This is a genomic window from Desulfonatronospira thiodismutans ASO3-1, from assembly GCF_000174435.1.
Classification (GTDB): domain Bacteria; phylum Desulfobacterota; class Desulfovibrionia; order Desulfovibrionales; family Desulfonatronovibrionaceae; genus Desulfonatronospira; species Desulfonatronospira thiodismutans.
The window spans coordinates 667,755-692,501 of sequence record NZ_ACJN02000002.1; the positions used below are offsets into that span (position 1 = coordinate 667,755).

General features: G+C 48.8%; 23 protein-coding genes. 5 read left to right on the top strand and 18 right to left on the bottom strand.

Annotation, left to right across the window (positions count from 1 at the left end):
* Positions 1–66: 66 nt before the first annotated feature.
* The 12 genes from DTHIO_RS09230 to tssB all read right to left on the bottom strand — a co-directional run bounded on the left by DTHIO_RS09230 (position 67) and on the right by tssB (position 12,089).
* On the bottom strand, positions 67–1,056 hold the full coding sequence (locus DTHIO_RS09230; RefSeq protein ID WP_008870038.1) for a type VI secretion system protein IglI family protein: 990 nt from the start codon (positions 1,054–1,056) through the stop codon (positions 67–69).
* A 205-nt stretch (positions 1,057–1,261) separates the two neighbouring features.
* Positions 1,262–2,116: a hypothetical protein gene (locus tag DTHIO_RS09235; protein ID WP_008870039.1), complete on the bottom strand. Its 855-nt coding sequence runs from the start codon at positions 2,114–2,116 to the stop codon at positions 1,262–1,264.
* A gap of 108 nt (positions 2,117–2,224) precedes the next feature.
* The gene (locus DTHIO_RS09240; protein ID WP_008870040.1) at positions 2,225–2,638 is read right to left on the bottom strand and encodes a hypothetical protein; all 414 of its coding nucleotides are present in this window, start codon (positions 2,636–2,638) and stop codon (positions 2,225–2,227) included.
* Between the two features lie 26 nt (positions 2,639–2,664).
* On the bottom strand, positions 2,665–3,393 hold the full coding sequence (locus DTHIO_RS19775) for a DotU family type IV/VI secretion system protein (RefSeq protein ID WP_008870041.1): 729 nt from the start codon (positions 3,391–3,393) through the stop codon (positions 2,665–2,667).
* A gap of 30 nt (positions 3,394–3,423) precedes the next feature.
* Positions 3,424–5,049 carry a type VI secretion system baseplate subunit TssF gene (locus DTHIO_RS09250; protein WP_008870042.1) on the bottom strand — a complete coding sequence of 542 codons (1,626 nt, stop codon included), beginning with the start codon at positions 5,047–5,049 and terminating at the stop codon, positions 3,424–3,426.
* 18 nt (positions 5,050–5,067) lie between these two features.
* Positions 5,068–5,658, bottom strand: coding sequence for a hypothetical protein (locus DTHIO_RS09255; RefSeq protein WP_008870043.1), 591 nt, complete (start codon positions 5,656–5,658; stop codon positions 5,068–5,070).
* 225 nt (positions 5,659–5,883) lie between these two features.
* The gene (locus tag DTHIO_RS09260; protein ID WP_008870044.1) at positions 5,884–7,506 is read right to left on the bottom strand and encodes a hypothetical protein; all 1,623 of its coding nucleotides are present in this window, start codon (positions 7,504–7,506) and stop codon (positions 5,884–5,886) included.
* A 27-nt stretch (positions 7,507–7,533) separates the two neighbouring features.
* Entirely contained in the window at positions 7,534–7,908 is a 375-nt protein-coding gene (tssE, locus tag DTHIO_RS09265; RefSeq protein WP_008870045.1) for a type VI secretion system baseplate subunit TssE, read from the bottom strand.
* A 5-nt stretch (positions 7,909–7,913) separates the two neighbouring features.
* Complete coding sequence (tssK, locus tag DTHIO_RS09270; RefSeq protein WP_008870046.1) at positions 7,914–9,158, bottom strand: type VI secretion system baseplate subunit TssK; 1,245 nt, start codon at positions 9,156–9,158, stop codon at positions 7,914–7,916.
* Between the two features lie 157 nt (positions 9,159–9,315).
* Entirely contained in the window at positions 9,316–9,885 is a 570-nt protein-coding gene (locus DTHIO_RS09275; RefSeq protein ID WP_008870047.1) for a hypothetical protein, read from the bottom strand.
* A 108-nt stretch (positions 9,886–9,993) separates the two neighbouring features.
* A complete protein-coding gene (gene tssC / locus DTHIO_RS09280; protein ID WP_008870048.1) occupies positions 9,994–11,505 on the bottom strand; it encodes a type VI secretion system contractile sheath large subunit in 1,512 nt (503 codons plus the stop codon).
* Positions 11,506–11,561: 56 nt separating this feature from the next.
* The gene (gene tssB, locus DTHIO_RS09285; RefSeq protein ID WP_008870049.1) at positions 11,562–12,089 is read right to left on the bottom strand and encodes a type VI secretion system contractile sheath small subunit; all 528 of its coding nucleotides are present in this window, start codon (positions 12,087–12,089) and stop codon (positions 11,562–11,564) included.
* Positions 12,090–12,161: 72 nt separating this feature from the next.
* On the opposite strand from tssB, the gene DTHIO_RS21415 reads away from it, so the two are divergent.
* Positions 12,162–12,299 (top strand): hypothetical protein, encoded by a 138-nt coding sequence (locus DTHIO_RS21415; RefSeq protein ID WP_153305067.1) that lies wholly within the window; start codon positions 12,162–12,164, stop codon positions 12,297–12,299.
* A 134-nt stretch (positions 12,300–12,433) separates the two neighbouring features.
* Here the strand turns inward: DTHIO_RS21415 and DTHIO_RS20470 are convergent, their stop codons facing one another.
* The 5 genes from DTHIO_RS20470 to DTHIO_RS09315 form a co-directional block, all read right to left on the bottom strand.
* On the bottom strand, positions 12,434–13,357 hold the full coding sequence (locus DTHIO_RS20470; RefSeq protein ID WP_008870050.1) for an IS1595-like element ISDth3 family transposase: 924 nt from the start codon (positions 13,355–13,357) through the stop codon (positions 12,434–12,436).
* 166 nt (positions 13,358–13,523) lie between these two features.
* Positions 13,524–13,865, bottom strand: coding sequence for a hypothetical protein (locus tag DTHIO_RS09300; RefSeq protein ID WP_008870051.1), 342 nt, complete (start codon positions 13,863–13,865; stop codon positions 13,524–13,526).
* A gap of 31 nt (positions 13,866–13,896) precedes the next feature.
* Positions 13,897–14,856 (bottom strand): MDR/zinc-dependent alcohol dehydrogenase-like family protein, encoded by a 960-nt coding sequence (locus tag DTHIO_RS09305; protein WP_008870052.1) that lies wholly within the window; start codon positions 14,854–14,856, stop codon positions 13,897–13,899.
* Positions 14,857–14,900: 44 nt separating this feature from the next.
* Complete coding sequence (locus DTHIO_RS09310) at positions 14,901–16,661, bottom strand: uracil-xanthine permease family protein (RefSeq protein WP_008870053.1); 1,761 nt, start codon at positions 16,659–16,661, stop codon at positions 14,901–14,903.
* A 225-nt stretch (positions 16,662–16,886) separates the two neighbouring features.
* Positions 16,887–18,146, bottom strand: coding sequence for a C45 family autoproteolytic acyltransferase/hydrolase (locus DTHIO_RS09315; protein ID WP_008870054.1), 1,260 nt, complete (start codon positions 18,144–18,146; stop codon positions 16,887–16,889).
* A 1,070-nt stretch (positions 18,147–19,216) separates the two neighbouring features.
* Between DTHIO_RS09315 and DTHIO_RS09325 the strand changes: the two genes are divergently transcribed.
* On the top strand, positions 19,217–19,492 hold the full coding sequence (locus DTHIO_RS09325; RefSeq protein ID WP_008870056.1) for a hypothetical protein: 276 nt from the start codon (positions 19,217–19,219) through the stop codon (positions 19,490–19,492).
* Between the two features lie 272 nt (positions 19,493–19,764).
* On the opposite strand, the gene DTHIO_RS09330 is transcribed toward DTHIO_RS09325, so the two are convergent.
* Positions 19,765–20,001 carry a PIN domain-containing protein gene (locus DTHIO_RS09330; RefSeq protein ID WP_008870057.1) on the bottom strand — a complete coding sequence of 79 codons (237 nt, stop codon included), beginning with the start codon at positions 19,999–20,001 and terminating at the stop codon, positions 19,765–19,767.
* Between the two features lie 285 nt (positions 20,002–20,286).
* Here DTHIO_RS09330 and DTHIO_RS09335 point away from each other — a divergent pair, with 285 nt between their 5' ends.
* From DTHIO_RS09335 to DTHIO_RS09345, 3 genes are all read left to right on the top strand, one after another.
* Complete coding sequence (locus DTHIO_RS09335; RefSeq protein ID WP_244156344.1) at positions 20,287–20,712, top strand: cupin domain-containing protein; 426 nt, start codon at positions 20,287–20,289, stop codon at positions 20,710–20,712.
* A gap of 194 nt (positions 20,713–20,906) precedes the next feature.
* The gene (locus DTHIO_RS09340; protein WP_161598657.1) at positions 20,907–23,063 is read left to right on the top strand and encodes a TRIC cation channel family protein; all 2,157 of its coding nucleotides are present in this window, start codon (positions 20,907–20,909) and stop codon (positions 23,061–23,063) included.
* Between the two features lie 164 nt (positions 23,064–23,227).
* Positions 23,228–24,598, top strand: a complete 1,371-nt coding sequence (locus tag DTHIO_RS09345) for a sodium:solute symporter family protein (protein ID WP_008870060.1) — start codon at positions 23,228–23,230, stop codon at positions 24,596–24,598.
* The last annotated feature ends 149 nt before the right edge of the window (positions 24,599–24,747 follow it).

Below are 24,747 nucleotides of genomic sequence, written 5' to 3' on the forward strand. Positions count from 1 at the left end.
TTTTTTATAAACGCAAGTCATGGGTAAAGACACAATCCCAGGTGCCTGATCAGCAAGTAAGAATTATCAGGATTCAACAAAACCATCCGGATCCACATTGAGGTATTCCCGCATGATCTGCCACTCCGGACTGTCCTTCATCTCCTGATACCCGAGTATATCCTGGCTGTTGGCCGAAAGACACATAAAAAAACCGCTGAAGAGCTTGGGAAGATAGAGCTTGGGATCAAACTGGGAGATGCTGTCCATAATATCATCCGCAACAACAGCTGCCTTGGCATAATCCTGGGACTGGCAGAGGCTTTGAAAAATCTCCAGTTTTTTCATGAGCACCAGGAGATGATAAGAACCTTCCACCCACACCCCGCCTGTGGTTGATTCCGGTGTTCGGGGGGCAGATGCCGGCTTAGAGGCGCTAACCTGCGAAGACTCCGGCTGCCCTTCACCTGCACCCGGCTCCTGCTCCTCGGCCTGCATCTCTTCCGGATCTGATTCTTGCTCCCTGTACACCATGGGTTGGAAAGAGCGCAGCCATTGAACTATTTTGCTCAGCAAATCCAGAAGCGGTTCAGCTTCATCTTCCAGGCATTCTGACATGGCTTTCTGGAGTTCCCTGGCGGTATCCAGAGCCTGCTCTACGTCATCACTGTCAGTGACTGCCAGCCACTGCTGCCATGTATCGCCCTTGAATGACTCTTCATACTGCAGCTTTTTCAGACTCTGGTTAAACAACCACCGGAAACTGGTCATGGCATGTTTGTTGCGCTTTTTTACCGGACCCGTGGCAGACCAGTTATTTTCAAGAAACCAGGCCAGAGAGGCAAAAACATCCCCAAATCCAGCCGGACCCTTTTCAAACAGTAACCCGTAAATAAAAAACCCCAGGAGCCGGACATCATAAATATCCTCCTGCAACAGGGCTTCGGCAGAAGCTGCAGCACCATGGTAGTCACCACTCTGGGCCAGGCCTGATATTTCCATGAGACGGGGATCAGTAGTTTCCAGCCCTGGATTTTCAACCTCCTCCAGGTTCTTTTGAATCAGTTCAATCTGCATGTGAACTCCTAATATTGTTTGCTCAGCATTGCTTATCTAAGGCTGGCTATGCCCGCAACCCAGTTATCTGTTATCTGTTATTTGTTAATTGTTATCAGTGTAAGGCAGTGAATTCAGGCTTTTGTTCTTTAACAATTAACAATTAACAATTAACTGATATCAGTTTCTTGTTTATTATGACATGGTTTCAGGAATAAGTCTAAGATCAATTCAGCACATTGCCCGAAAAAACACGCATTCGTCGCGCCCGGGTCTGTCCTCCCTTGAAGACATCGTATCCAAGTTGCCCGGCATGCAGTCTGGCCCATTGTTTTTCACCCAGAAGAACCAGGTATACCTCTAATTCGGCACCTGCTTTTTTTAAAATGGGAAAAATAAACTGTTCCAGACGTCTATTTATGACATTTACCCATGCATCACCATTATTACAGAACTCCTCTTCACTGAATAGATCCACCCTGATACCCTGTACATGAGCTTTAAAAGTGCTGCCAAGAAAGTGATTGGAACCGATGCTGTTCCGGCCCACAATGAAGGGACGGCTCTTAATCTCCCGCTTCAAAACTGTTTTGTCCACCTTCACCACAAGCTCTGGAAAGGCTATCTGAAAAAACTGGTGAAGTGATGCTGGTGAACGGATATTCAGCAATTGAAGCTGTAAGGCCTTGGACTCCTCATAATCCGGAAATATCCGGGTATCAATCTCAGGATATATACTCCGAAACAGGGTCAACAGCATGGGGTGATCCAGAAAGTGCATAAAATCAGTAAACTTGCCGACATCTGTATTATCCTGATTCATTCTCTTGAAAAAGTAGCTGGGCAGAGTGCTTTGAGAACCAAGAAGGCCCATGTTGACCTCGATTTTTACATAATGTCTTGGGTGCCTGTAAAAATCTATGCTCCTGAAAAGAGAGTCCTGGGATACAATATCAGCATGACTGTAAAAAATAATCTGATCCAGGTTGTATCCCCAGTGCTTCAAAAGGAGCAACAGCGATAAAGGATCAAACTCGTGTATTCTTTGCTTGAGCTTTCTTTGTAGTGCAGCATCCTGCAAAAGGTCCTCTCTTTTTTAGCTTAAAATGCTACATATCGTATCTGTTTAACGCTTTGCATGCAGCACGGGAGCCTGCTTTACTAAAAAATCTCAACAGAGACTACAGGTCTATACCTGCTGGTCAAAAAGAACAGCCTCAAGCAGATCTTCCAGTTCAGCAGCCATTTTGCCAAGAGCCTGGTAATCCAGGTTTGATTCATGGATACTGGCTTCCGGCTCCTGTATCTCCTCCTGAGGCAGCTGAATCATGGCTGACATTGCGTCAATTCTCTCTTCAAGGATCTCTAAGGAATCAGAACCGACTAACTCACGGCGCACCATGATACGCAGATCCTCCAGCAAAGTCAGAAGAAATCCGCAGTGGTTCCCGAGGCATGCAGGGGCGGTATCCAGACAATCTGATCCGATGGAATTGCGGGACCATCGCTTCCTGAGCTTGTCTATAGAGAATAATTCCTGTTTTTTATCCTCGCCGGACCAGCCTTTATTTTTTTGCTCTTTATCCTGAAAATCTTGCTGCATAGCTTAACTATAATCTTGTGTCGGAGTTAAAAAGGTGTCCAGTAATGTCCCAGCAGTTTCAGCCCAGCATAGACAAGCCCGGTTGCTACCGCTGCACTGCAATAAAACCAGAAAGGAGATATGGTACTGAGCATGGAAGAGCTTTGGACCTCTTCGACAGGAAACGGCACTGTTTCATCCTGCTGAGAAGGAGTGGGGATACGGTTCCGCAGTCTTTCCATGTATTCCTGTCGTTTGCTGGGATTATTGGCCAGACGGCCCCCAAAACCTTCATTCAGACAATAATAGTATACTTCAAGAATCAATGGTAGAGTCTGTGGTTTTATAAGCAGGTCATCCAGGGTTTCATAAAACAGTTCACCTGCTGAGTCAGTATCAAACAGCTCCCGCTGCAGGGGCGGCCATCCATTTGACTGAGCAGGATTTAAAAAACGAAACTGCACCTGCTCGTCTATGTGTGCCACCAGCGGAAATAGAATGTAATAGACATCTCTTTCATTGAGATCTGTTTCCAGGGCTATGCGCAGCCTGTCCAGCTCATCCCGGATTGAAGCTCTGACCTGGACCAGGTCTTCAATGCCTGGTTCCTGAGAAGAAGAGCCAGGCAGAGTCCAGCCATTGTGCTGACTGTCCTGATGCAGGTCTGAAAATTCAAAGCCTTCCCGGTTTTCTTCCCCCGAACTCAGAAAAGGCATAAAAAGCTGATCCCTTTGCACCAAAAGGGTGTGAATGTCTTTCCAGTGATTGTTCTTCATCTGTTATAACCCTTTTGTGTCCTGATATTCTTAAGAGATGCCTGTTGTGGTTTCAACTTCAACTGCAGTATCTGCAATCCAGACATCCAGTATTTTCTGGGCAAGTCCGGCAAAATTCTGAATAAGTGCTTCATGCAATTGGGCATCATCGGTAAAGGAGAACTGGTAGATCTGCTTGACCATACCGTTCTTGTGGCTTGCCTTGCCAGGTGAGGGCAGGCAGAACACTTCTTTCAACTGTTGGGCGGCTTCATGGTAAGCCTCTGAGCCTGAGACTCCTGCAGCATTGAGAAGTAGTTTAACATCCTCCATGTTATACATGGTTTTGTTTTTCAAGGTAATCAACTGGGAAAAGTCGTCATAATGCTTCAGATAGGGGTTTTCTCTATGTGGTACAGGAAAAGCCGCCCATTCCCATTTAACCCCGGTGGTCATTCTACTGAAAGGAAAAATGCGCAGCCTGTGGTCGATAACCTCGCTCAACCAGGGCTGATGCCACAAGGCGTCCACACTGATCTGTTTTTTATCTTCAAAGGCTTCAGGGTAGTTGAGAAGCAGCCAGACCCCCTGGGTGTCGTTCTGAGAAGAAAAGTCAACTTCGTAAGAACCACTTCCTCCCATAAAGGTACCTGAACGAAGCGGTATGAATCCATTAGGCCCTGATTCATACACTCCACGCACCGAGTGCAGACAGAATCCAGCTTCGGGCATGTGATGAAAAATGCCGTGCTGCTCTTTTGTTCCCTGACATATTATGGGTTGTGCAAGATCCCTTTTGAGGTTGACCACTGGTACTACATGCAGTTGAAACATACCCCGGTTCAGGTTCAGGTTGGCGGGCCAGTTTTCATCAAGATCCAGGCAAAGGGTTGCAGTGCTCCATGGCCTTGGGGACGGAGCCACCTTGATGTTCATAAAAAGCTGCTGCTGGGGAAAATGTATCAACAGACGTTCTTTTTCAATAGGGTGGGAGAAATGATCCGCCTGGTCCTCACCAGGGTTTTGCTGCTCCAGTCCGAAAGTAACAGAGCAGGGCCGGCCGGAAGTTGTCTCATTAACAGCCTCATCGTAAACCACGCTTGAGTGGACCAGATGTTTGCTCAGAGCATGCAGGACTCTCAGGGAGTCCTTGAAATCATTTAAGTAATTGATATGAATGCGCAAAGTTCCTATGCTGTCACTACGGGGGTACGGCACTCCCAAACGCAGCAGAACTCGGGTCCCGCGGTCAGGACGATACAGGGTTGTTAAGCCGGAAAGGGATACAGGCATCAGGCTCAGGTCTGTAAGGGTAGAAAAGAATGCCTGACGTCCGTCGGGTGGAACCGCCAGAAACTGGGTTCCTCTGGGCAGGCTCAGAGTATCAGCAAGCTGAGCTGTAGGCTGGGCCTGCATAAGACCTGCTACAGGCATGGGTGATAAAAGATAGTCAAAATACTGCCTGAAAAGTCGTCTTCGAAGAGCCAGTATATGTTTTTCAGCTGCCAGGCGGGATCTGGCGTTGAAGAAAGCCATGGTCTCCATAAGCCGCCTCACATCTGGATCGTCACGATCCAGTGGGGCTGATGGATGGATTGAAGCGTAGTTGACTCGAAAGTTCTCCAGAGCGCTTATCTCCTCCAGGAAAGCTTTGTGGATCTTTTCATCTATACGCATAACTACCTTAAAACCCTATCAGCCCAACTTGACCATTTTGCCTTGAACGTTGGTTATTGAGCCTTTTATTGTTGTCAGCTTTCCTTGTACATCCATTTTGCCCTTGGCGGCCACCTTGACGCTCATGGCATCCATATCAGCCTGCATCTTCCCCGAAAGACCCAGCTTGTTTCCAGATACATCGGTTTTGTTTTTGGCCTTGACTGATACGTCGGCTCCAGAGAGTGCTGCCTTATTATCGGCCGAGAGTTCCAGGCTCTTTCCAGAGACTTCCGCCTTGGAGTCGGATTTGGCACTGAAATTCGATTCTGATTTAAGCAGCATATCCTTGGTGCTTTGGATTTCATACTTCTGCTGGCTTTTATGAACAGTATCCTTTTCTGATTGACAGGTTATGCTTTCTGCGTCCAGGTTAAAGTTTTTACATTTGATATCTATGCTGTCCTGCTTCTGGGTAATACTGCTGGTATCATCCTGCCCCTTACAGGTAAGAATAATGGATGTGCCGTCCATGACCAGTGTCTGGGTGATTTTACCATCCTCGTTTTCTACTGTGACGGTTACACCTTTTTCTTTATCCAGCTCGATGCGACAGGCTAAAGCAGCCATATAAACTTACCCTTGTTTGTAACAGTTTAGCCCTTTTTAAGGAAAGCAGGGGACAGGCACCCCAGCCCTTGTATTCGTAACCCTTCAGGGGGGGGCACCGGAACCGGCCTGGGGACAGCAATCAACACCGAGGACCGCCTGAATGGTTACGTCCGCGTTAGCTGTAGTGTTACCAGATGTCTTGTCTTACTGATAACAAATAACTGATAACAGATAACCGTAAAGTTACCCCTTTTTCTCACTGGTTTGAATTACCAGCCTGCCCTGGGAAAAAGTGATTGACTCGGTATCCTTTTCTTCCTGCCTCTCCATGGCGAACACCGGGAGATTGTCCTGGTAAACATGACTGATGGCGGTGCGGCTTGTGGGTGTCTTGCCCATCATAATCCTGTTGCCCTGAGTATCCGCCGGCACCTGGGCTTCACCGCGCCAGTCCAGACATCCGGCCATGGTGGCATGGTCAAATTCTAAGGCAACCAGTACCCGGGCCCCTTTATAAACTGGAAAATAAAAATGTCCTGACTGAATTAGGGGCATGAACGGCATCAGCAGTTCCTGATTATTTAGAAGGGGAATTTTGACCTTGTAGTAACGCTGAGAGGTTTTGGAATCTTCATGTATCTGATAGGTCTCTTCATCTTTGTCTCCATGCTCGCTGACCACCAGCCCTTCGAGGTAAACGGGATAAGCAGGCGGCACATATTCAGGCAGTTCCTGCCAGGTCTCGTCCTTAGTCTCCAGCCTGGAACACATTTCCATCTCATAACGATTAAAGGGCATATCCCGGTCAGAATCAGGGTTGGCGTCTGTTGCGCCGGCTTTAATATGCAGGCTTCTTATGCGATAGGTTTTTCCTGTGGTATACAGGTTTTCACTCCACAATCCTTTTTCCAGTTTTAAAAACTTTCCCGGGATGAGACAAAGCATAGGATAGCTACTGAAATACAGCAGCAGTTCATGTTCCCGAATCTTTTGTCGCTTTTTCTCCAGAGCCTCACGGTTGTTCAGATCGGAAGTCACCGGGTAATTGACAAGAATATCTCTGGTTATCCCCTCCATGGCCAGTTTGTTTTCAATCTTTTTGGTCTGAGGGTTTTCGGCAAAGGAATTGAGTAATCGAAGTCTCTCCCTGGGAGGCTCAGGAAAATCCATTCTCAGGGACTGCACTGCATCTTTGTTTAGATTATCGGGTTCACCCTCAGTATCCTTGGTTTCGCTAAGGGTGTAGCTGTTTTTTGAAGCGTCAAAGCTCCAGATTCCGTTCCTGGTATCCACATACCACATCACAAAATCGTAAAAGTCTGCTTTTCCAGCCTCGGAGCCAAGGTACAGGGCCAGCATGGGAAGCTTTTCATTGAGAACCTTCCACTGAAAATTCAGGTTTATCCGGCTTGTTTTATGGGCCTGCAGCAAGTCCTTGACACTTTTATCCGTCATCAGCTCCAGTGGCCGATGACATTTCCATACTGCCTGTGCAGGATCGACAAAAAAGATTTCATACATGCGGTACACTACGGGATTGCCTTTCAAAGGCCCCCTTTCAATGGTCTGTTCTGCAGTTATGGCCTTATGGGTAACCAGTCCTTTGAGTTCAACATACTCCACACTGGTTCCCTCGGGGATGTAATAAGGTTTGAACTTGAGCTCGACCTGAACTGTCTCGCTGCCGGTAAACAGCTCAAACAGGGAATCATCTTCATGCACCAGTGAAACTGCAAATTCAGCACGCCCTGTAAAACCCCAGTTGTGCAGATCCAGCTCCCAGAGCTTGACATTGCCTGCTGCAATATCAACACTCTTTTGAGATATGGTCAGCTTCAGGTTCAGTTCTATGGCATCGGTGAACATATCCCGCCTTTATAGGTTTGTGCATGCCTACAGGGCATGTTCCATGGAATAAACGCTTGAAAATGAATCAAAAACAACCTTCAGTTTCTGGGATTTGTCTCTCAGTTCGCAAACCAGCACAAAGGATAGGTGCAGGGGATTTTCACTTTCTGTAGGTTCTACAGAAACTATACGAAGTCGCGGTTCATACCTCTCAACATTCTCCTTGATTTGTTCAGCCATTTTGCTGGCCAGCAGTCCTCTTGAACTGTGATAGTTCATATCGTCCATACCCAGATCTCCCAAGGGAGCACCGTAGTGTTTCTTGGTATTCAGGATACTGTTGAGGTTTTGCAGGATATCCTGCAGCTCTTCAGACTTTTTCTCATTACTGCCCACGGCAAACTTGTCAAAGAGTCCCATATTTTTTATGCACCCCTCCAGTAAACAAAAAACCTGACTCCACTGAAAGCAGGCATATCATAAAAAGCTAAGGACAGATCCCGCAGGGCCTGATCCCATTCTTCGCCTGGCTGAAGCTGGTAAAAATCCACTTCCGGGCCAAACTTGTGCTGGAATGGCGGTCGCTCAATTTTTTTCAGGGGTATCCCCTGCAGGGCCAGCCTGTGGATGGTAGATAAGCGACTGCGCCCTCCAAGCTTGAGGTTCTGCAGGGAAACGGCAGCGTGGACATGGCTTTTCTGCACCAGAAGATAAAACTCCTTAGCCTCCTTGACCTGCCCTGGAAGGTCCACCTGGTGTAATCCGTCTTTGAATTCAAAGGGCAAAAAGGTGGCTCTTCGCTGAAACTGACGCATATGTTCCTTCAAAGGTTCCAGGATGTTTTGAAAACACTTGCCCAGTGCCTCGTGATCGTATGGGGCCAGCACGTGCTCTGGCTGCATATCGCGATAAAGAGCTACATCCGTCAAAAATTCCTTGAGGGCCTCATACAGATAAAAGGGATGAGGCTGATACTGGGCAGAAATATTGGCCAGCATCCGCCCTGTCCGAATGGAGCTTTTAAGGCATTCCCTGGCACTGAACATACTGTCGCCGCTCAGGTAACTGGCAGCTATTTCCTGGGAAAGCTTCTGCTGAAACACCTCCAGCAACTGCTCAAGCTCTTTGAGTTCCTGCTGAAGAAATGGACAACGTCCCACTTGCAGAAAAGGAGGAATGGAACCACTGGACAGCTGCCATGTTCCCTGAGGATCTTTGTAAAAAAGCCCCAGGCGCAGACTCTCCAGAGCATCAGACTGGGCCTGGTCTGAAGAAAAGATTATAAAGTGCTGCTTGCGGGGGATATCTCCAGGTTCATCCAGATGCGGAGATGATGCCTGCTGCTCATGACCTGGTATAACCAGGTGCATATATACCGGCACCTGCACAGATCCTATGTTGTTCAAATTCATAGGCTCAGCCCGGGTATTGCCGGGAATATCAAGAAAAAGCCCGGAAGGCATTATGGCTGTCAGGCTCTGTACGGCCAGCACACCCTCAGGCAGCATGGTCTCGTTCCATTGCAGGCGTACCAGACCATAATATGGCAATCCCATGTTGCGCAGGCGTGCATCCACTTCAGTCGCCAGGGATTCTTCCTGCGCCTCCAGATGGCCGGGAAGCAGGGTTTGTCCCATTTCCCATCTAACTCGCGCCAGCTTCTGGTTCATATCTTTCCTTTTGTATCTGTTCAGGCCTTTTAAGGAAGGCAAGGGGACAGCATCCCCGCACTTTTTATTGTAAACAGTCCATGTTTTATTTATTTGTCAATCAGTGCGGGGACAGCCAGTCCCCTTGAGAGCTGCAAACCTTAAAACAGATACCTTTTTAGGACACCTCTACGCCCCACCCCTTGGTAAACTTATCAGAGACAGAAATTGCCATCTGAATCTCCTGAGCTTCGTCTGTGGGAGCAACACCGAGGAACATTTCGTAGTTGGAGGGCTTCATGACATCCTGAGCCTCTTCAAGTTCGACATTGAACTGTAGCTCTCCTCCTCTTTTGTAGATGACACCGTTTAAGTCTGTTTCATCAGTATGAAAGCACTTAAAATAAGCTGAATTGCCCTGATCGTATTCATAGACATTGAAAGCTATTTTTACACCCGTTTTAGCCAGGCTCTGATGTTGCTTGGTTGCAAGAACGTTTTTGTTGGATCTGCTTACCCGAAAGCTGGCTATAATAGGTTCTGCAAAACCTCCGTCCCAGGCTATCCGGGAAATCACACCTACAGCATCAACAGTAGCACTCAGGTCTTCAGGGTCTGTGACCTTGAGATCTGCTGAAATTTCGTCATCACCGATTGTGAGTGAGGTAATATGCCCAACCCTGTCCTGCTGATCCTTTTGAAAATTAAAACCCTGATATACACTGCACATTAAATCTGTAACTGCCATGACAAACTCTCCTTATAATTTATTAATTGATTTTTTTCGGATTTTTCCGTGTCAAAAACGAACAATCTATAAGTAAAACACAGGATATTCTATGTGCGGCTTCCTTGTCTAAAGCCGGGCATCGAGTTTGAGTTCCACATCCATGCCTTCAAACTGAATATGGGGCAGAATGCTTATGGAGCAGTCATACCAGCCAATCATTCCCTCTCTGGGGACAACGTCAACTGTAGCAGCTTTGAACGGATAATTGCGCAGTGTCAGGTCGTCGGGATTGACAACAGTAGTGACATACTTGAATATCCATTTTTCAAGAGCCTGCTTGATATAGGCAGCATCAGCACTGGTGCCGATGTTGTCCCGCATGATGCTTTTGACGTAATGAGCTACCCTGGTGACGGAAAAAGTATATGACAGGTTTGTTACCAGTTGCGAGTTTTCCGTATCTTTGGGATCCTTGAATTTTTTGGCCTTTTTCAGTGACTGAGCACTGAAAAAAGCGGCCTCTGCCGAACCTTTGCGGTAAACCAGGGGAATAAAACCGGCATTGGCAAATTCCAGTTCGCGGTAATCCGGAACAACCATTTCCACAGGGACCTTGATTTCTTCTTCACCCCGGATGTTGAAGGCGTGCACCGGAAGTCCGGTCACCAGCCCCCCGCCTTTAGGCCCTCTGAGATACTGGCACCACCCGGACTGGACAAATGAACGTACCATGTTCTGAGCAAACAGGATGGCCGAACTGCCCCACAGATAGTCCTCGTTATTATCTCCTTTGACGTCTTCATAAAAATTGAGATCCCCTGTGGGGTTTTTAGCCGGATCATACGGCAGACGAACAATATACCTGGGCAGAGTCAGTCCCAGGTAGGCCGCTTCCTCGGAGTCACGCAATTGGTTCCAGGAACCGTACTTGGGATGATTCATCAGACCTTCCAGATCCTTGATCCCGGCAAGCTCTTCTATGCTGTCGCAACCAAAAAAACTGGGGGAAACAGAGCTTAAAAAGGGCGCATGGCTGGCCGCTGCAACCTTGCCCATGGTTTTAAGCCAGAATTCGTCCTGAGGGGTGTGAGTAAATTCGTAAAGACCGATTATGCCGCCAAAAGGTTTGCCTCCAAACTGGTCATATTCGGATACGTAGACCTTTTTAAAAAGTGCGCTTCCAGTGATGTCCACGGCGTTACTCTCAAAGTCTTCAAAGAGCTCGTCCTTGGAAACATCCAGGATGTCAATCATGACATTGGCTTTAAAATTGGTATTCTGGATAAGATCATTCAAGGAACGCCAGTTGGACTCCACCTGCTTGAAGTTATCGTGATGAATGATTTCATTGAGCTGACTGTTTACCATTTCATCAATCTGGGCCACAATGTCCTGGATCAGGGCCTTGTCAAAACGTCCTGTTGATGGATCAACGTTCATCAGCAAAGCCGCCAGGCCGGATATAAAGCGGTCTTCATCGCTTATATTTTCCTGCACACTGGACAGGCCGTCCTGAACCATGGGCACCGGTTCACTCACTTCAGTACTCAGACGCATACTGGACAGGAACCTTTTTAAATCAATGGCTTCCTGGGTTTGCTCTTCAGTCTTTTCTGCCTGCTGTTTTTCTTCCGCCATATGCAAATCCTCGCTGATTTAAAATTGTTGTAAACTGACTGTGCCAGACCTGCGCCTTATTCTTGTTGGGCTTTGCCTTTAGGGAGCTTAAAATTTTCAAATGCCTTAAGCTCTTCCTGCATTTTGGACAATGCATCAGGATTGCTGATGAGATCGCTTAAAAGCTTGCGAAATTCCTTGCGATTGTCGATATTGGAATTTACTTCCTGCACCAGCCTCTTTAGAGCAAGCAGCCCCTTGAGCTTGGGCACGTTTTGAGCCACCTGATCCGGGGAAAAACCTTTCATGCTTTCAATGGGCAACTCCACTTCCATGTCTTCTTCTTTGTCTGGATCGATCTTGTTGGGGACAGAAAATTTCAGGTTAATGCCCATATCCTTCATAACGGCATCTGTATTTCTGCCATCCATGTTGCGCATCTTGCGCTCATCCAGATCCAGTTTTCTGTCCTTGGAACTTCCCAGTGAATAGTCACCGGTTACAAGCAGCCTCAATGGCAGCTGTACATCCTGAGGCTGACCGTTTATTTCTGTGCGGTACCGCAGAGTCAGCCGCGACTTGGGAATCTCATCCTGAATAGCCATAAAAAACCTCCTTGGTTAATAAAAAATAACATGCATCGCCGCTTAAGCATAAACTATAAAGATTATATGTAGATGTCATATGACATTCACGCCTTGGAGCACCATCCTGAACCGACCATGCCCGGCATGTGCTCAACTGGCAGGCATGGGTATCGTTTGCGCATAAAACACCCGGCCATGAGCGCAGGGCTTTTCAGGCCGGTTTTTTAAAATGCACGAATGCGTACAAAGTCCAGGTTACCAGGGTTTCAAAGTACAGCTCAACTATTGACCTTTTCCTTGCCATCATATTAAAAAAAAAGAATTTTAAAATTGCATTTTAGGGGTATGCACTTGACTCCGGTTCATTTCTCAACTTCTTGTTTTTTAACCAAAGATTTGTTTGTGACCGGATCAATCATCAGAGCCTGTTGTATTAACCTATAGAAGAGTTTTCCTCGTGATCGAGAAGTCCTTCGATTAAAACGGAATGTAAACTCGTCCAAGTAATAACCAAGGTGTTTGTGGCTTACCGAACCTTGATGTGTCCCTGTAAGCCATCTTTTTAGAAGACTTGCTACGCGATGACAAAAGGGCAGCAGATCATCGCCAATAACGTAATCACTGCGAACGATTTCATGAGCATAGCCCTTTTTTTGAAGTTGGTTGTATCCTCGCCAGCCATCAGTTTGAACAACGGTTCCTGGCTCAATGGTATTCATAATTGCAGCTTCCAGGCTCTCAGCAGAAGCATCTGGGATAACTTGAAGCCTGATCCTGCCAATCCGCTGACCATCAACTTGTGCAACTATGCATACCAAAGCCTTTCCACTGGCTCCACGGCCTCTTTTGCCAGGCCTTTTGCCACCAAACATGCTTTCATCGACCTGGACGATTCCGGATAGCTTATCCCTTCCAGGTCTAACCATTGCTCGACGAAGTTTATGCAACCAAGACCAAGCAGTACGATAGCTCCCAAGTCCGAGGACACGTTGAAGACCCAACGCATTGGCCCCATACTTCTGACTGGTCACGTGCCAAACAGCTCTAAACCAGAGACGAAGAGGCTTCTTGGTGTCTTGAAAAATCGTACCGGCAGTTACAGAAACCTGAAACCCGCATCCTTTGCATTCAAAGAGGCCGTTGGTTCTCTGCCAATATTGTTCATGGCTGCACCGCGAACACCGGAACCCCTCGGGCCAGCGAAGTTTAAAAAGGTACTCACGGCAATCTTTTTCAAAGCTGAACCGATCTTCCAGTTCAAGAATAGTTGTCGGGTAGTCCTCCATGGGGAGGAATATTAAGCGTCAGCAGGAACCGGAGTCAAGTGCATACCCCTATTGCATTTTTTTTAGCATAACGCAACCCCTTCCAACCCAAAAAAAATCAACCAACAATTTCAACTACTTGAGCATGAATGCTGCTTTTTTTAAATAATACGGCATGTTATACTGCTCAAATCAACATCTTATCTGCAAAAAATAGTAAAATAACAGTCTCGCCATGTTGCAGATACATTGCAACATCTTGATTTTTGTATTTGTTTAGCGCTTTGCATGTGGCACGGGGACTGGCTCTTCCGGGACCCACTTGTCCCAAAAATTGAGTCTTTTTGAGCACAAAATGATGCTCAAGTGGGTCCCGGAGTGCCTGTCCCCTGCTTTCCTTAAAAGCGCTAAACAGATACTGATTTTTTATGCATTTTTCCCACATCTCCTCATAATAGATGTGACTGCAAAAAGTCACTTTTGCAGCCACATCATTCAGGCAGTCCTTAGTGGTGAGTAATGCCATCATGAATGCCTGAATGTTTACAAGTGCCGGCTGGTCATCCCTTGTGAACTTCCAGGATTACCTTCAGTGCTTCACCGCTTTGGGCCGTTTCAAAGGCCTCCAGGGCCTGGTGCAGGGGATAGCGGTGGGTGATCAGGCGCTCCAGGGGCATGTCCGGGAATCTGTGCATCATGTCCAGGGCGTGGCTGAACTGCCCGCAGCGTGACCCCACCAGGGTGATCTCGTTTACCACCAGCGGGGCCAGGTTTACCTCGCCCTGCAGGGCCACTGTGGACTTGAGCACTATGGTCCCCCGGGGCCGGCACAGGTCCATGGCCTGCTCAATTCCCCTGCCCGAGCCTGTGGCGTCCACCACGACATCTGCTCCCGGCTCTATTCCTTCTCCCCGCAGGGAGGTCTCAAGACTACGCCACCGGGCCAGCTCCAGCTTGTCCCGGTGATGCCCCCTCAGGGTCACCCGGCCTGCAACCGTGGCCAGGACCCAGGCGCAGAGAATACCCAGGCGGCCGTCTCCCAGAACCACCACCCTTTCATTGCCCTGCAGGGGAACCTGCTCCAGGATCTCACAGGCCGCGGCCAGGGGCTCGGTCAAAACAGCCCTTTCCTCAGAAAGGCCATCGGCGCTGAACAAATTTGTCACCGGCAGTACACAGTACTCGGCCATACATCCGTCCAGGCCTGAAATCCCCAGAGTTTCGCGGTTGGGACAGTGCCGGCCAAGTCCTGCCATGCACCACTCGCAGAGGCCGCAAGCCGCATTTATCTCCCCCACGACACGCTTGCCGACCCAGGAAGCATCATTACAGCTTTCCACCACCCCGGTGAACTCATGGCCCAGGATGCCCTTGTAGCCCTTGTAGCCCTTCATGATCTCCAGGTCGGTCCTGCAGATCCCGGCCAGATTCACTCTTATCCTGGCCTGACCCTTTTCCGGACCGGGCACTGGATGATCCTGCACATAGCGCAGTGTCTCATGAAAAATTACAGCCTGCATGGGGGCCTCCTGCCTCTCTTTGCTGCTGTCTTCCAGACTTGTTCCTACTCTTCATCAGGCAGCTCAAAGGAAATATAGTTGATACCTCCGATCTTGATATGCCTTATGTTTTCGGCATATTTTCCCAGAAGAAGAAGCCCGAGTTCTGCGGGATCCACCTCTCCGTCTTTTTCCTCTAGTGCCTCAAGGGCAAAGTCCAGGTCCCGGGCAGAGGAAGAGTCGATGAATTCCACGTAAATTTTTCTGTTTTCCCTGCGCAGGTTCACCTGCATGCGCGGAGCCTTGAACTCTTCTGAAGCGCAGAGATAAGCGAAAAGTTCCTCTGCGGTGAGGTGCAGCTTCTGTAACTGATAAGGGGCAATCTTCCTGGCTGAGGCGTATTCATTGATAAAATTCTGCAGCCGGGTAAAATCCCGCACGTTGCGCTCCACGACAAAGCTGGCCTGGCCTGCGGGTCTCAAGTGAAAGAGAAGGCTTAGCAAAATAGCGGCAAGTCCGCCCATGGCCATGCCATTGGCCATGAAAGGCTCGGCAGCTTCCGGAATCATATCAGGGAAAAAGAACTGGTTTTCAAAGGCATAGCCTGTCCAGAAGGAAACCCCGATTATAATCCCGCTTTCATAATTAAGCCCATGGGAAGCCGCCAGCTTTATCCCGGTTACAAAAAGCATGGACAGCAGGACAAACAAAAAAGCCCCGATTACAGGGGAAGGAATTGCGGCAATGAGTGCGGCCATTTTGGGGGAAAAGGCCAGAAGCACCAGGATAAGGGCAGCGCAGTAGCCGACCCTGCGGGCGGAAACACCGGTAAGCTCCACCGCCGGAATGGCATTGGAATAGGTGGTGTTGGGGATTGTTCCCAGGGCTCCGGCTATTGCGTTGGCTGTACCATCGGCATATATGGCCCCCTGGACCCTTTCATAGTCGATTTTGCGGAAATTTCGCTGTGAGATCTTCTGGATGGCCATGCTGTCGCCCAGGGTTTCCACGCCCCCCACAATGGTCACCAGGGCAAAGGCCAGGTATATGGACAAAAACTCAGGTGCAGGGACCAGGGAGAATCCAGGCCAGCTGCCCGAAGGCAGTCCGGCCCAGCTTTCCCCGGCCAGCCCGGAAAAGTCGGTCATGCCCAGAAATGATGCCATGAGTGTGCCGGCAAAAATACCCAGCACCAGGCTCCACAAACGCACCACCCTGTTTCCGAACACCGCCAGGAGGAGGATGAACACCAGAGTGCCCACTGATACCAGGAGGTAGTAACTTTGCGGAACATCCTCCTGCTGTCCGCTCATGAGATCCAGGGCGATTCCCAGCACACTGACTACAATGAGCATTATGATCACGCCTCCCACCAGGGGAGTGATGATCCTGCGCAAAGGACCTAAAAACAGCCCGAAAAGAATCTGCAGCGGAGCCGAAAGAACAGCCATGGTGGCCACCAGGGACATGCCCCCTACCTCGGCCGCTGCCAGAGAACAGGCGATAAACGCCCCTGAGGAACCGATAAACAGCAGATACCCTGCCCCGATTTTGCCCACCCGCCGGACCTGGACAAAGGTACCGATGCCGCTGGCCACAAGCGAGGCGAAAATGATCCAAGAGAACTGCCCGGGGTCGATTTCAGCCACCCTGGCCACCACCACCGGAGTAATGGTTATGGGACCAACGATGAGCAGTACCAGCTGCAGGCCCAGCAATGCACTCATCCACCATGGAGGATGCTCGTCAACGGCATACAAAAGATGGCCCGGAGCCCTGGACCGTTTCTTCATGTCTTTGAAAGTCGAACTTTTATTATTCTGCATGCAGCATTTCTGCGATATACATGGTTAAGGATACTTATTCTGATTCAACATCTGTTATTTTGACTGGAAAACAGGTCTGCAATTAACTCTAAAACGATATTTATCCATCCATACTTTAACAAGTAATCCATTTGCTAAGTGTAGTTGCAGGGAAAAAATTTACGCAAGACATATCAATCGACGACCGCAAAAAGTCGGATACTGAATGGCTACATTTATTTGAACTTACCCCGAACCTCTGACTTCTGATCCCTGTTCATGAAAAAGTGATTTGAGGTCAATACCGATCCAGTCCTGAAAGCCGGGCACCTTGACCCACAAAGCGAGCGACTCCGGCACTGCGACTACCTGATAAACGGTCCGGATATCACCTTGATCCGGCCAGGTGGGTCCGCCCTTTTCCAGGGGCGTGTCCAACATGTCCTTCATTTTCCCCAGATCAATATTTCCCTTGTATTTGCGGGCCTGCTCCAGCAGGTTGTCGCGGCGCTCAACGGATCGAAACCCGGTACCCTCCTGTTGCATCAGTCCCCATGAGGGATCAACAAAATGGTTGGTGGACACCAGAAGCCCGGGCTCATCCCCTGAGCGGCGGAGGAGATCAAAAGGTGGCCATTCATAGGAATAAGCCCCCCTGGAGTCGGCTGTATTAATAATATAGGAAAAATTGGAACGGGTGGTGTTCATGGCCGCGTCCAGTTGTTCCATGCTTTCGTAGTCGAAAAGAAAAGCCATGAGATTGCTTATGGCATGTACCCGGTTGGTATAGGTGAGTCCACCACCGGAAGGTAATGCATTGTTCAGCTCCAGAAAAAGCCCCTTGGCATTCATTCCGGTTGTGGCATAGATTACCCCGGCAAAGGTGACAATAGTAGCTGGAACTCCGGAATCCGGATTGAAGACGGTAACGGTGAGGCTTTCGGCAAAATCCGTGTAGCTGTCGAACCAGTCGTAGTTTCTTCCGGCAATCAGCTGTCCGCCGGGCGTATAATCATCCCAGGCAAATATGGCGGAGCATCCGCTCATGGTGCCGTAAAGTTCCAGGGCATTGAGCAGGATGTGCTCCTCAAGGGAAAGACCGGACGTCTCGGCCATTCCTTCCATGATATCCTTGAATCGCCGGGGATAAAATTCGTAGAGACCTCTGGCGGCCAGAAGCATGTCCTCAGAAGAAAGCCCCTTCTCTTTTTTAAAATATTCTACAATGGCTGACTGATAAAGATCTTGCATGGGTTTGGACAGCAACCTGCCGTATTGACGCCCCATTTCCCGGTATGATCCGGAAAGATGAAGGATATTGATCTCACCGGCCTGATACCGCTCCCCGCCTTCAAATTCGTCTACAGACTCCCCTGTAACGTCTGCTGGCTGGGAACCATTACTGCCGGCCAGAGCCCAAGAAGATGCGCACAGCATACATACCACGGAAACCGCAACCAGCAAGGTGATTACTTTGCCCGGCCTGAAAAAAACATTGGATCTCATTACCACCTCCGTGCCCGGCCAGCAGGATGCCCCGCATCCTCTACAGCCATTTTCGTGTTTCAAAGCTTCTCTTCATAAGTCCCTGCTTATCCGCCAGGCTGCTCTAAACCACAGCCAAGGGAAGAATTAAGATATATCAATCGTGAATGCAAACAGCCTGAAGCGATTAGCCTCAATTTCATTTCCGGTTGTCAATTTTAATCGCTGACATATATTATCAGTTAGTGTTTGTCATAAAATAAGTGTTACATAATGCTTGCATAATCTGGGGGTTTATCGCTCCCACGCTCTGCGTGGGAGCGTAGCCCGACCGCTCCTGCGGTCATTGTGGACGCGGAGCGTCCAGGGAATGTTCCCACGCAGAGCGTGGGAACAATAAGACAAATTTAACACTTATATCGTGACAGATCCTTAGCAGTGTGGAGCCAAAAAAACTTTTTGCTGACACATCATGTCATCCAGATTTTTTGGCCGTGGAACTATTGACTCGTGAACAATGACAAAGGAGGTCAACAGTTATGAGCAACAGATCTCTTGGATATTATCTCTTCTTGATTGGGCTGCTTTTACTTATAGCCTTTCCTTTTCTTTATTTCCTGCAAATGCTGCCCGCCGGAAGTCCGGCTTTTTACATTCTTGTTTTAATCCTTATTTTTACTTTGGCTGCCGGATATCAAGATCTAAAAAAAATTTTCCGGAGATAGAGAGGTCCTGTATAGAGAGGTCCTGTCCTGAATTATTTACATCTGACTGAATAAGACTTGCTGGTTTTCCCCGTCCTTTAGTTCTGATCCAGAGCATCCCGAAAAGCAGGAAAACCTGAGTATGAATTTGACCAGGACAAAAGCCTTTTTCAAATCCGGCATATGCAGCGCAGCAAATATTGCCACACTTTCCAACATAACCCATTGAATATACTCGATAAACTCTGGAATCCTGTTTGTTTGGACTTGGAATTCCTTGCTGATTGACAACTTACAACCCCCTGTCTTATGCTGAATTTAAATTTGATTCTTGAAGTAAGCTTTTCAGTAACATGTTAACAAGAGAAACAACAAGGGGAGCAGAAAATGAAAAAGTTTATAGTGGCACCTTTATGCATGGCGATTCTAAGCGGGTTTCTTGTTTTCGGCCTGCAGGGCAAGAGCCTACAGGCTGACGACGGACAGGTCATTATGGAAAACCGCTGCACAACATGTCATGGGGCTGGAAGAATTGAAAGAGCCGGCCATGACATGGACGGCTGGAAAGACACGGTCAGTAGAATGGAGGGCAAGGGAAATTTCGGAGAGCCTCTAAGCGATGCTGAACGTCAGTCTTTGCTGAAACACCTTGAAAGCCTGTAACTTATTGGGGTTGCTGAATTATTGTTCAGCAACCCCAGACTGCCAAAAAAATTGAACAGTTCTCATTTACCGGCCTGAACCTGAAACATCCCATCCAAGTAAGCATTCAGGGGGGTCCTCGGTGGTGACTAATGGCACAAGGCCAGGGGACTGTCCCCCGCTAAGTAATGATTATGCAGCTTCACAAAATTTTGCGTCTGTACTTTGTGAATTTGTGCAGGACAAGTGTCGCGGGGACTGTCCCTTTGGCCGGTACCTGTCCCCCTGACTGGTTACACATCCAAGGCCTTTAGGGTTCTGCCTTTCAACCAAAAACGCAAAATTTTTCCCTTTTCCGGATCACGTATATCAGCCAGCAGAATCCGGATTTCCAGCTCTTGAGCTGTTATTACACAGAGGTAGAAAGCACTGCTGACGGCTCCTTCGGCCCATGGCATAACACCCGGATCAGCCTTGCCTCGGCGGATTTTTCTCAACTCGGAGACAACATTGGCATCCAGCAGGAACATTATTTGAAATCAGCTGTTTGAGGTAGATCTTCAATCCTGGGTATTTCCAGTTGTATCTGTTTAGCGCTTTGCATGTGGCATGGGGACTGGCTCTTCCGGGACCCACTTGTCCCAAAAAATGAGATATTTTAAGCACAAAATGATGCTCAAGTGGGTCCCGGAGTGCCTGTCCCCTGCTTTCCTTAAAAGCGCTAAACAGATACTTCCAGTTCAAGATCCTCAGAACCGGTCATGATCAATAAATCTGCAATATTTTCCTTCAGTCACATCTTTAAGGAGAACATCTTGAATACGAAAAAATGTATCGCTTCATTTATGCTGCTGACCCTGCTCTTGTGGACAAACGCATGGGCTGGTGAAGAGACCGGGGTTGAATCGCAGGTACTCATTCAGACCAGCAAGAGCTGGGACGGGGAAATGCTTCCCGATTATCCAGAGGGTACTCCTGAAATAAAGGTGCTTAGAATAACTGTGCCTCCGGGGACAACACTGCCCCTGCACAAGCACCCTGTAATCAACGTCGGTGTTCTGCTAAAGGGAGAGTTGAAGGTGGTCACGGAAGAAGACGAGACCCTCATCCTTCAGTCTGGAGAAGCCATAGTGGAGGTGGTGGATAAATGGCATTACGGGGTAAACGAGGCGGACGAACCGGCAGAGATAATTGTATTTTACGCCGGCACATCCGACAAGCCGGTAACTGTGGAAAAATAAAAAGGCAGGATATCTGAAAAGAATAAGTTCCTGGACAAAACATCAACTATACAAACCCGGCCTTTGGATAATTTCCTGTTTACCAGCAAGATAAAAAGACAATGTTTCAAGCCATGCCTGCTTTGACCATAAATTCTGCATACAGGGCTCTGCAATCCTGCAGGCTGTGCTTTCTCATCTGTCTTTTTGTGGTTTTGTCAGGCATTTTGTATCCTGCCTTTGCCCAAAACCAGGCCCATGAACTGCGAAGCGGCTGGTACCCGGATGAACCATATCAAATGCAGGCAGGCACAGGAACAGCGGCCGAAGTCACCGGACTGGATATACAGATAGCCAGGGAGCTCTTTGAGCAGACCGGGCACAGGGTAACTTTCGAGCCCATGTCCTGGGCTGAAATCCTGGAAGGCCTCAAAACCGGTGAAACAGACTTTCTCATGGGGGCCTATTATGAAGAAGCCCGCGAGGAGTTCGCTTACTTTTCAAAGCCTTACCGCACAGAAAGAAACGAAATCTACTACCACAAAAGCATTGATAAGCTGAGCTCTTTGAACTCGGTGCAGGAGTTACTCCAGTTCCTGCAAAGCGAGGAACTGAGGATTGCCGTGATTGAAGGCCATGCCTACGGTTCAGAAGAGTTCAGGAAGCTTATGCAGGATCCTCCGCCTAACCTGGAACTCATCACCTCCCAGGGTTATGAGGAAAACCTGCACCTGGTAGTTGAGGGCAGGGTGGACCTTTTTGTGGCCAACCCCATAATCATGGACCGCCTCACTGCCAGGTCTCAGGCATCCGGCCTGGTGCAGAAACTGGGTATCAAAAGCCAGGAAATCCCGGTTCATATTCTCTTTAGCAAAAAAAGCATATCAAGGGGTCAGCTGGAAGAATTCAACTCCATCCTGCAGGACATGCAGGAGCAGGGACGTATAAGCACCCTGCACCGCGACTTTGTCCTTCCGGCTTACCTGTCCATCACCACCGGCCAGACCTGGTTCGCCGTGCTAAATCTCCTGGGCATAGCGGCATTTTGTACCTCGGGGGTGCTTCTGGCCCGCAAAGAGCGCTACAATTTATTCGGGGCACTGGTTCTGGCTACACTGCCGGCCATCGGCGGCGGGGTTCTGCGCGATCTTTTTCTCGGGGTGGACCAGGTCTTTGTCCTGGAAACCCCGGCTTATTTCCTGGTGGCCATTGCTATAGTCCTGGCCGGATTCGCAATCATCAGGTATTACGATTTTATTCACGACCGTTCCGGCACCCTGGCCAAAAAAATAGACGCTTTTATTGAAAATAGGCTTGGCAGCGTTTTTGACCGCCTGTTCAAGTTTTTCGATGCCTGGGCCGTAGCCAGTTTCACCGTCATCGGAGTGGGCGTGGCCCTGGAGATGAGGGCCGAACCGCTTTGGCTCTGGGGTCCGGCCATGGCGGTTCTTACTTCTTCCGGAGGCGTGATCCTGCGGGACATTGTCAGGGCGGACTTCAACATCGAAATGCTCAAGCAGGACACCTATGCAGAAATTTCCATTCTGGGCGGCATCATTTACACCTGCGCCCTGATGTACACCCCCTATGAAATAAGCCTGGGGCTTATTTTCTACTTGACCATGTTCATGGTGCTTCTTCTTTTCGCTTTGCGTTTTTTTATCCTCTGGAAAGGTTATATGAATCCCTTCCAGTTCGGGGATATTTACACACATCCCGATACCCGCCTGCAGCAGTTCAGGGAAAAAGAACCCCATCTGTGGAAGGTTGTCTCCGGCTATTATACCGAAGACGACGAGTCCAGGGCGGCCCCTGTCCACCGGTCCAGGCTGGAAGAAATGCACAACAGGTTTCTCTACCTCACCGGGGAGCTCAAAGAATCTCTGGACCAGGTAGCTGCAGAACCATTGAACGAAAAAACCATAAACAACTACCGCCAGTGCAATGCCCGCCTGGAAATAGCCATTTCACTGGAAAACAACCTCTACGCCTTTCTGGAGCAAAAACCCGGCAAGGGTATGCAGCCTTCAGTGGATGGATCAGAACTGCAGCAGCTCATGCATGAAAGCCTGAGGACCATGATCGATACCACAGCCATGGCTGTTGAGACCGGGGATGTAATGGATTTTACCATGCTGGAAGGACTTACATCGCAATACCGGCAGCGCTTCGACCATCTTCGGGACAAATACCGGGGCAGGCAAAAGGAGCATGATGATGCCCATCTCAAGGCTGTATTGCAGTCCACGCACAAGGTGGAGCGCATCATCTACCTTTTGAGCGATTATGTGAAACTCAGGCTGGATAAAAAAGAAATCCGGGCCGGCAGCGCCACCAACAGAAAGGCGCAGCAGGCCCATGTTTTGAAGTAGACAGGGGGGATTTAATTCAAGCATGGCGCAAACTCCCCCAGGCCGACAGTGGTGGACGAATGCAAACCCGGAAAACCAGTCATCCGGTCTAAAAAGTGGCTTTTCTCTGGACCCAGAAGCTTTTTTCCTTGCCTTTAAACCTGCAGCCTGTAAGGGACTTTTTCATGACCAACTTTATTATTCTGGTTTACCTGGCCGGCGTACTCATTATCGGCATACTGGCCGGCCGGGGCATCAAAAATCTTTCCCAGTTCGCTGTGGCAGGCAAAGCCTACGGCTCGATGGTAATTTTTGCCACCCTGTCCGCATCCTTTATTGGAGGCGGTTTTTCCATGGGCAATGCTGAAAAGGTTTTTCTGTTCGGCATTGTCAATATAGTTGCCCTGTGGGGCTTCAGCCTCAAGGAAATCCTTGTGGCAGGATATATAGCCCCCAGGATGGACAGATACCGGGACGCCATCTCAGTGGGCGATATAATGGAGGTTCATTACGGCAAGACCGCCAAGGTATTTTCAGGTCTGTTCGGATTCATTCTTTGTGCCGGAATCCTGGGCGCGCAAATCGGTGCCATCGGATACATTACCAATGTATTTCTCGGGTTTGAACGTTTTTGGGGTATACTGCTAGGGTGTAGTATTGTCATCGCTTACGCCACTGCAGGAGGCATGAAGGCTGTGGTCTGGACTGATATTGTACAGTTCATAATCCTGGCAGTGGGCCTGCCAATGACTCTTTTCATGGGAATTCAAAGTGCAGGTGGAGTGGAGCACATTATCAGCACTGTACCGCAGGGACATTTAAGCATTTCCCTTGAACCTGCAGCAGTTATCGCCCTTTTTTCCCTTTTTCTGGCTTTTGTAGTCGGAGAGACCCTTGTTCCGCCATACCTTCAAAGACTGCTCATCGGCCGCAATGCGAGCCAGGTTGTCAGAGGCACCCTTTACAGCGGACTTTTTTCCATTCCTTTTTTTGCTGTCACCGGGCTGATAGGGATGGTGGCCTTGGTGCTGAATCCCGAACTTAACCCCAATCTGGCCATGCCTTACGTGGTGCAGCAGGCACTGCCGCCTTTGCTGCAAGGCATTGTAATTGCAGCTGTTATTGCCATTATAATGTCTTCAGCGGACTCTTTTCTCAATGCCGCTGCCATCTGCTTCAGTAACGACATGGTGAAACCCTTTCGCAGAACACCCATGAGCCGGGAATCCGAGGTCAAAATGGCCCGCTGCGTAACACTTCTTGTGGGAGTGATGGCTGTGGTTTTTGCCTTATCCATCGAAAGCGTGCTGGACATTTTGATATATGCATACAATTTCTGGGCCCCCATAATCCTGGTGCCCCTGGTTATGGCCATAATGCAGAGAAGGGTCAGCAGCACAAAGTTCTTAGGTGGAGCTGGAGCGGGGATTGCGGCCCTGCTCATCTGGAATTATGTCCTGAACGGCCCCTGGGAAATTCACGGGATCGTGGTGGGTTTTTTTGCCAACCTGTTGGTTTTTATACTGCTGGATAGAGAAAAAAAAGCCGCAGCTTAAGACTGCGCCTTGAGCTTACAGGCAGTGCACTGCCTGAAGCAAGGCTTGCTGCCACGGCCTCTGGACTTAAAAATATGCAGCTGCAGACAGGCCATTGTCAGGTGGGTATCGATGAAATCAGGTATGAAAAACTGCCGTGCTTTGCTTGA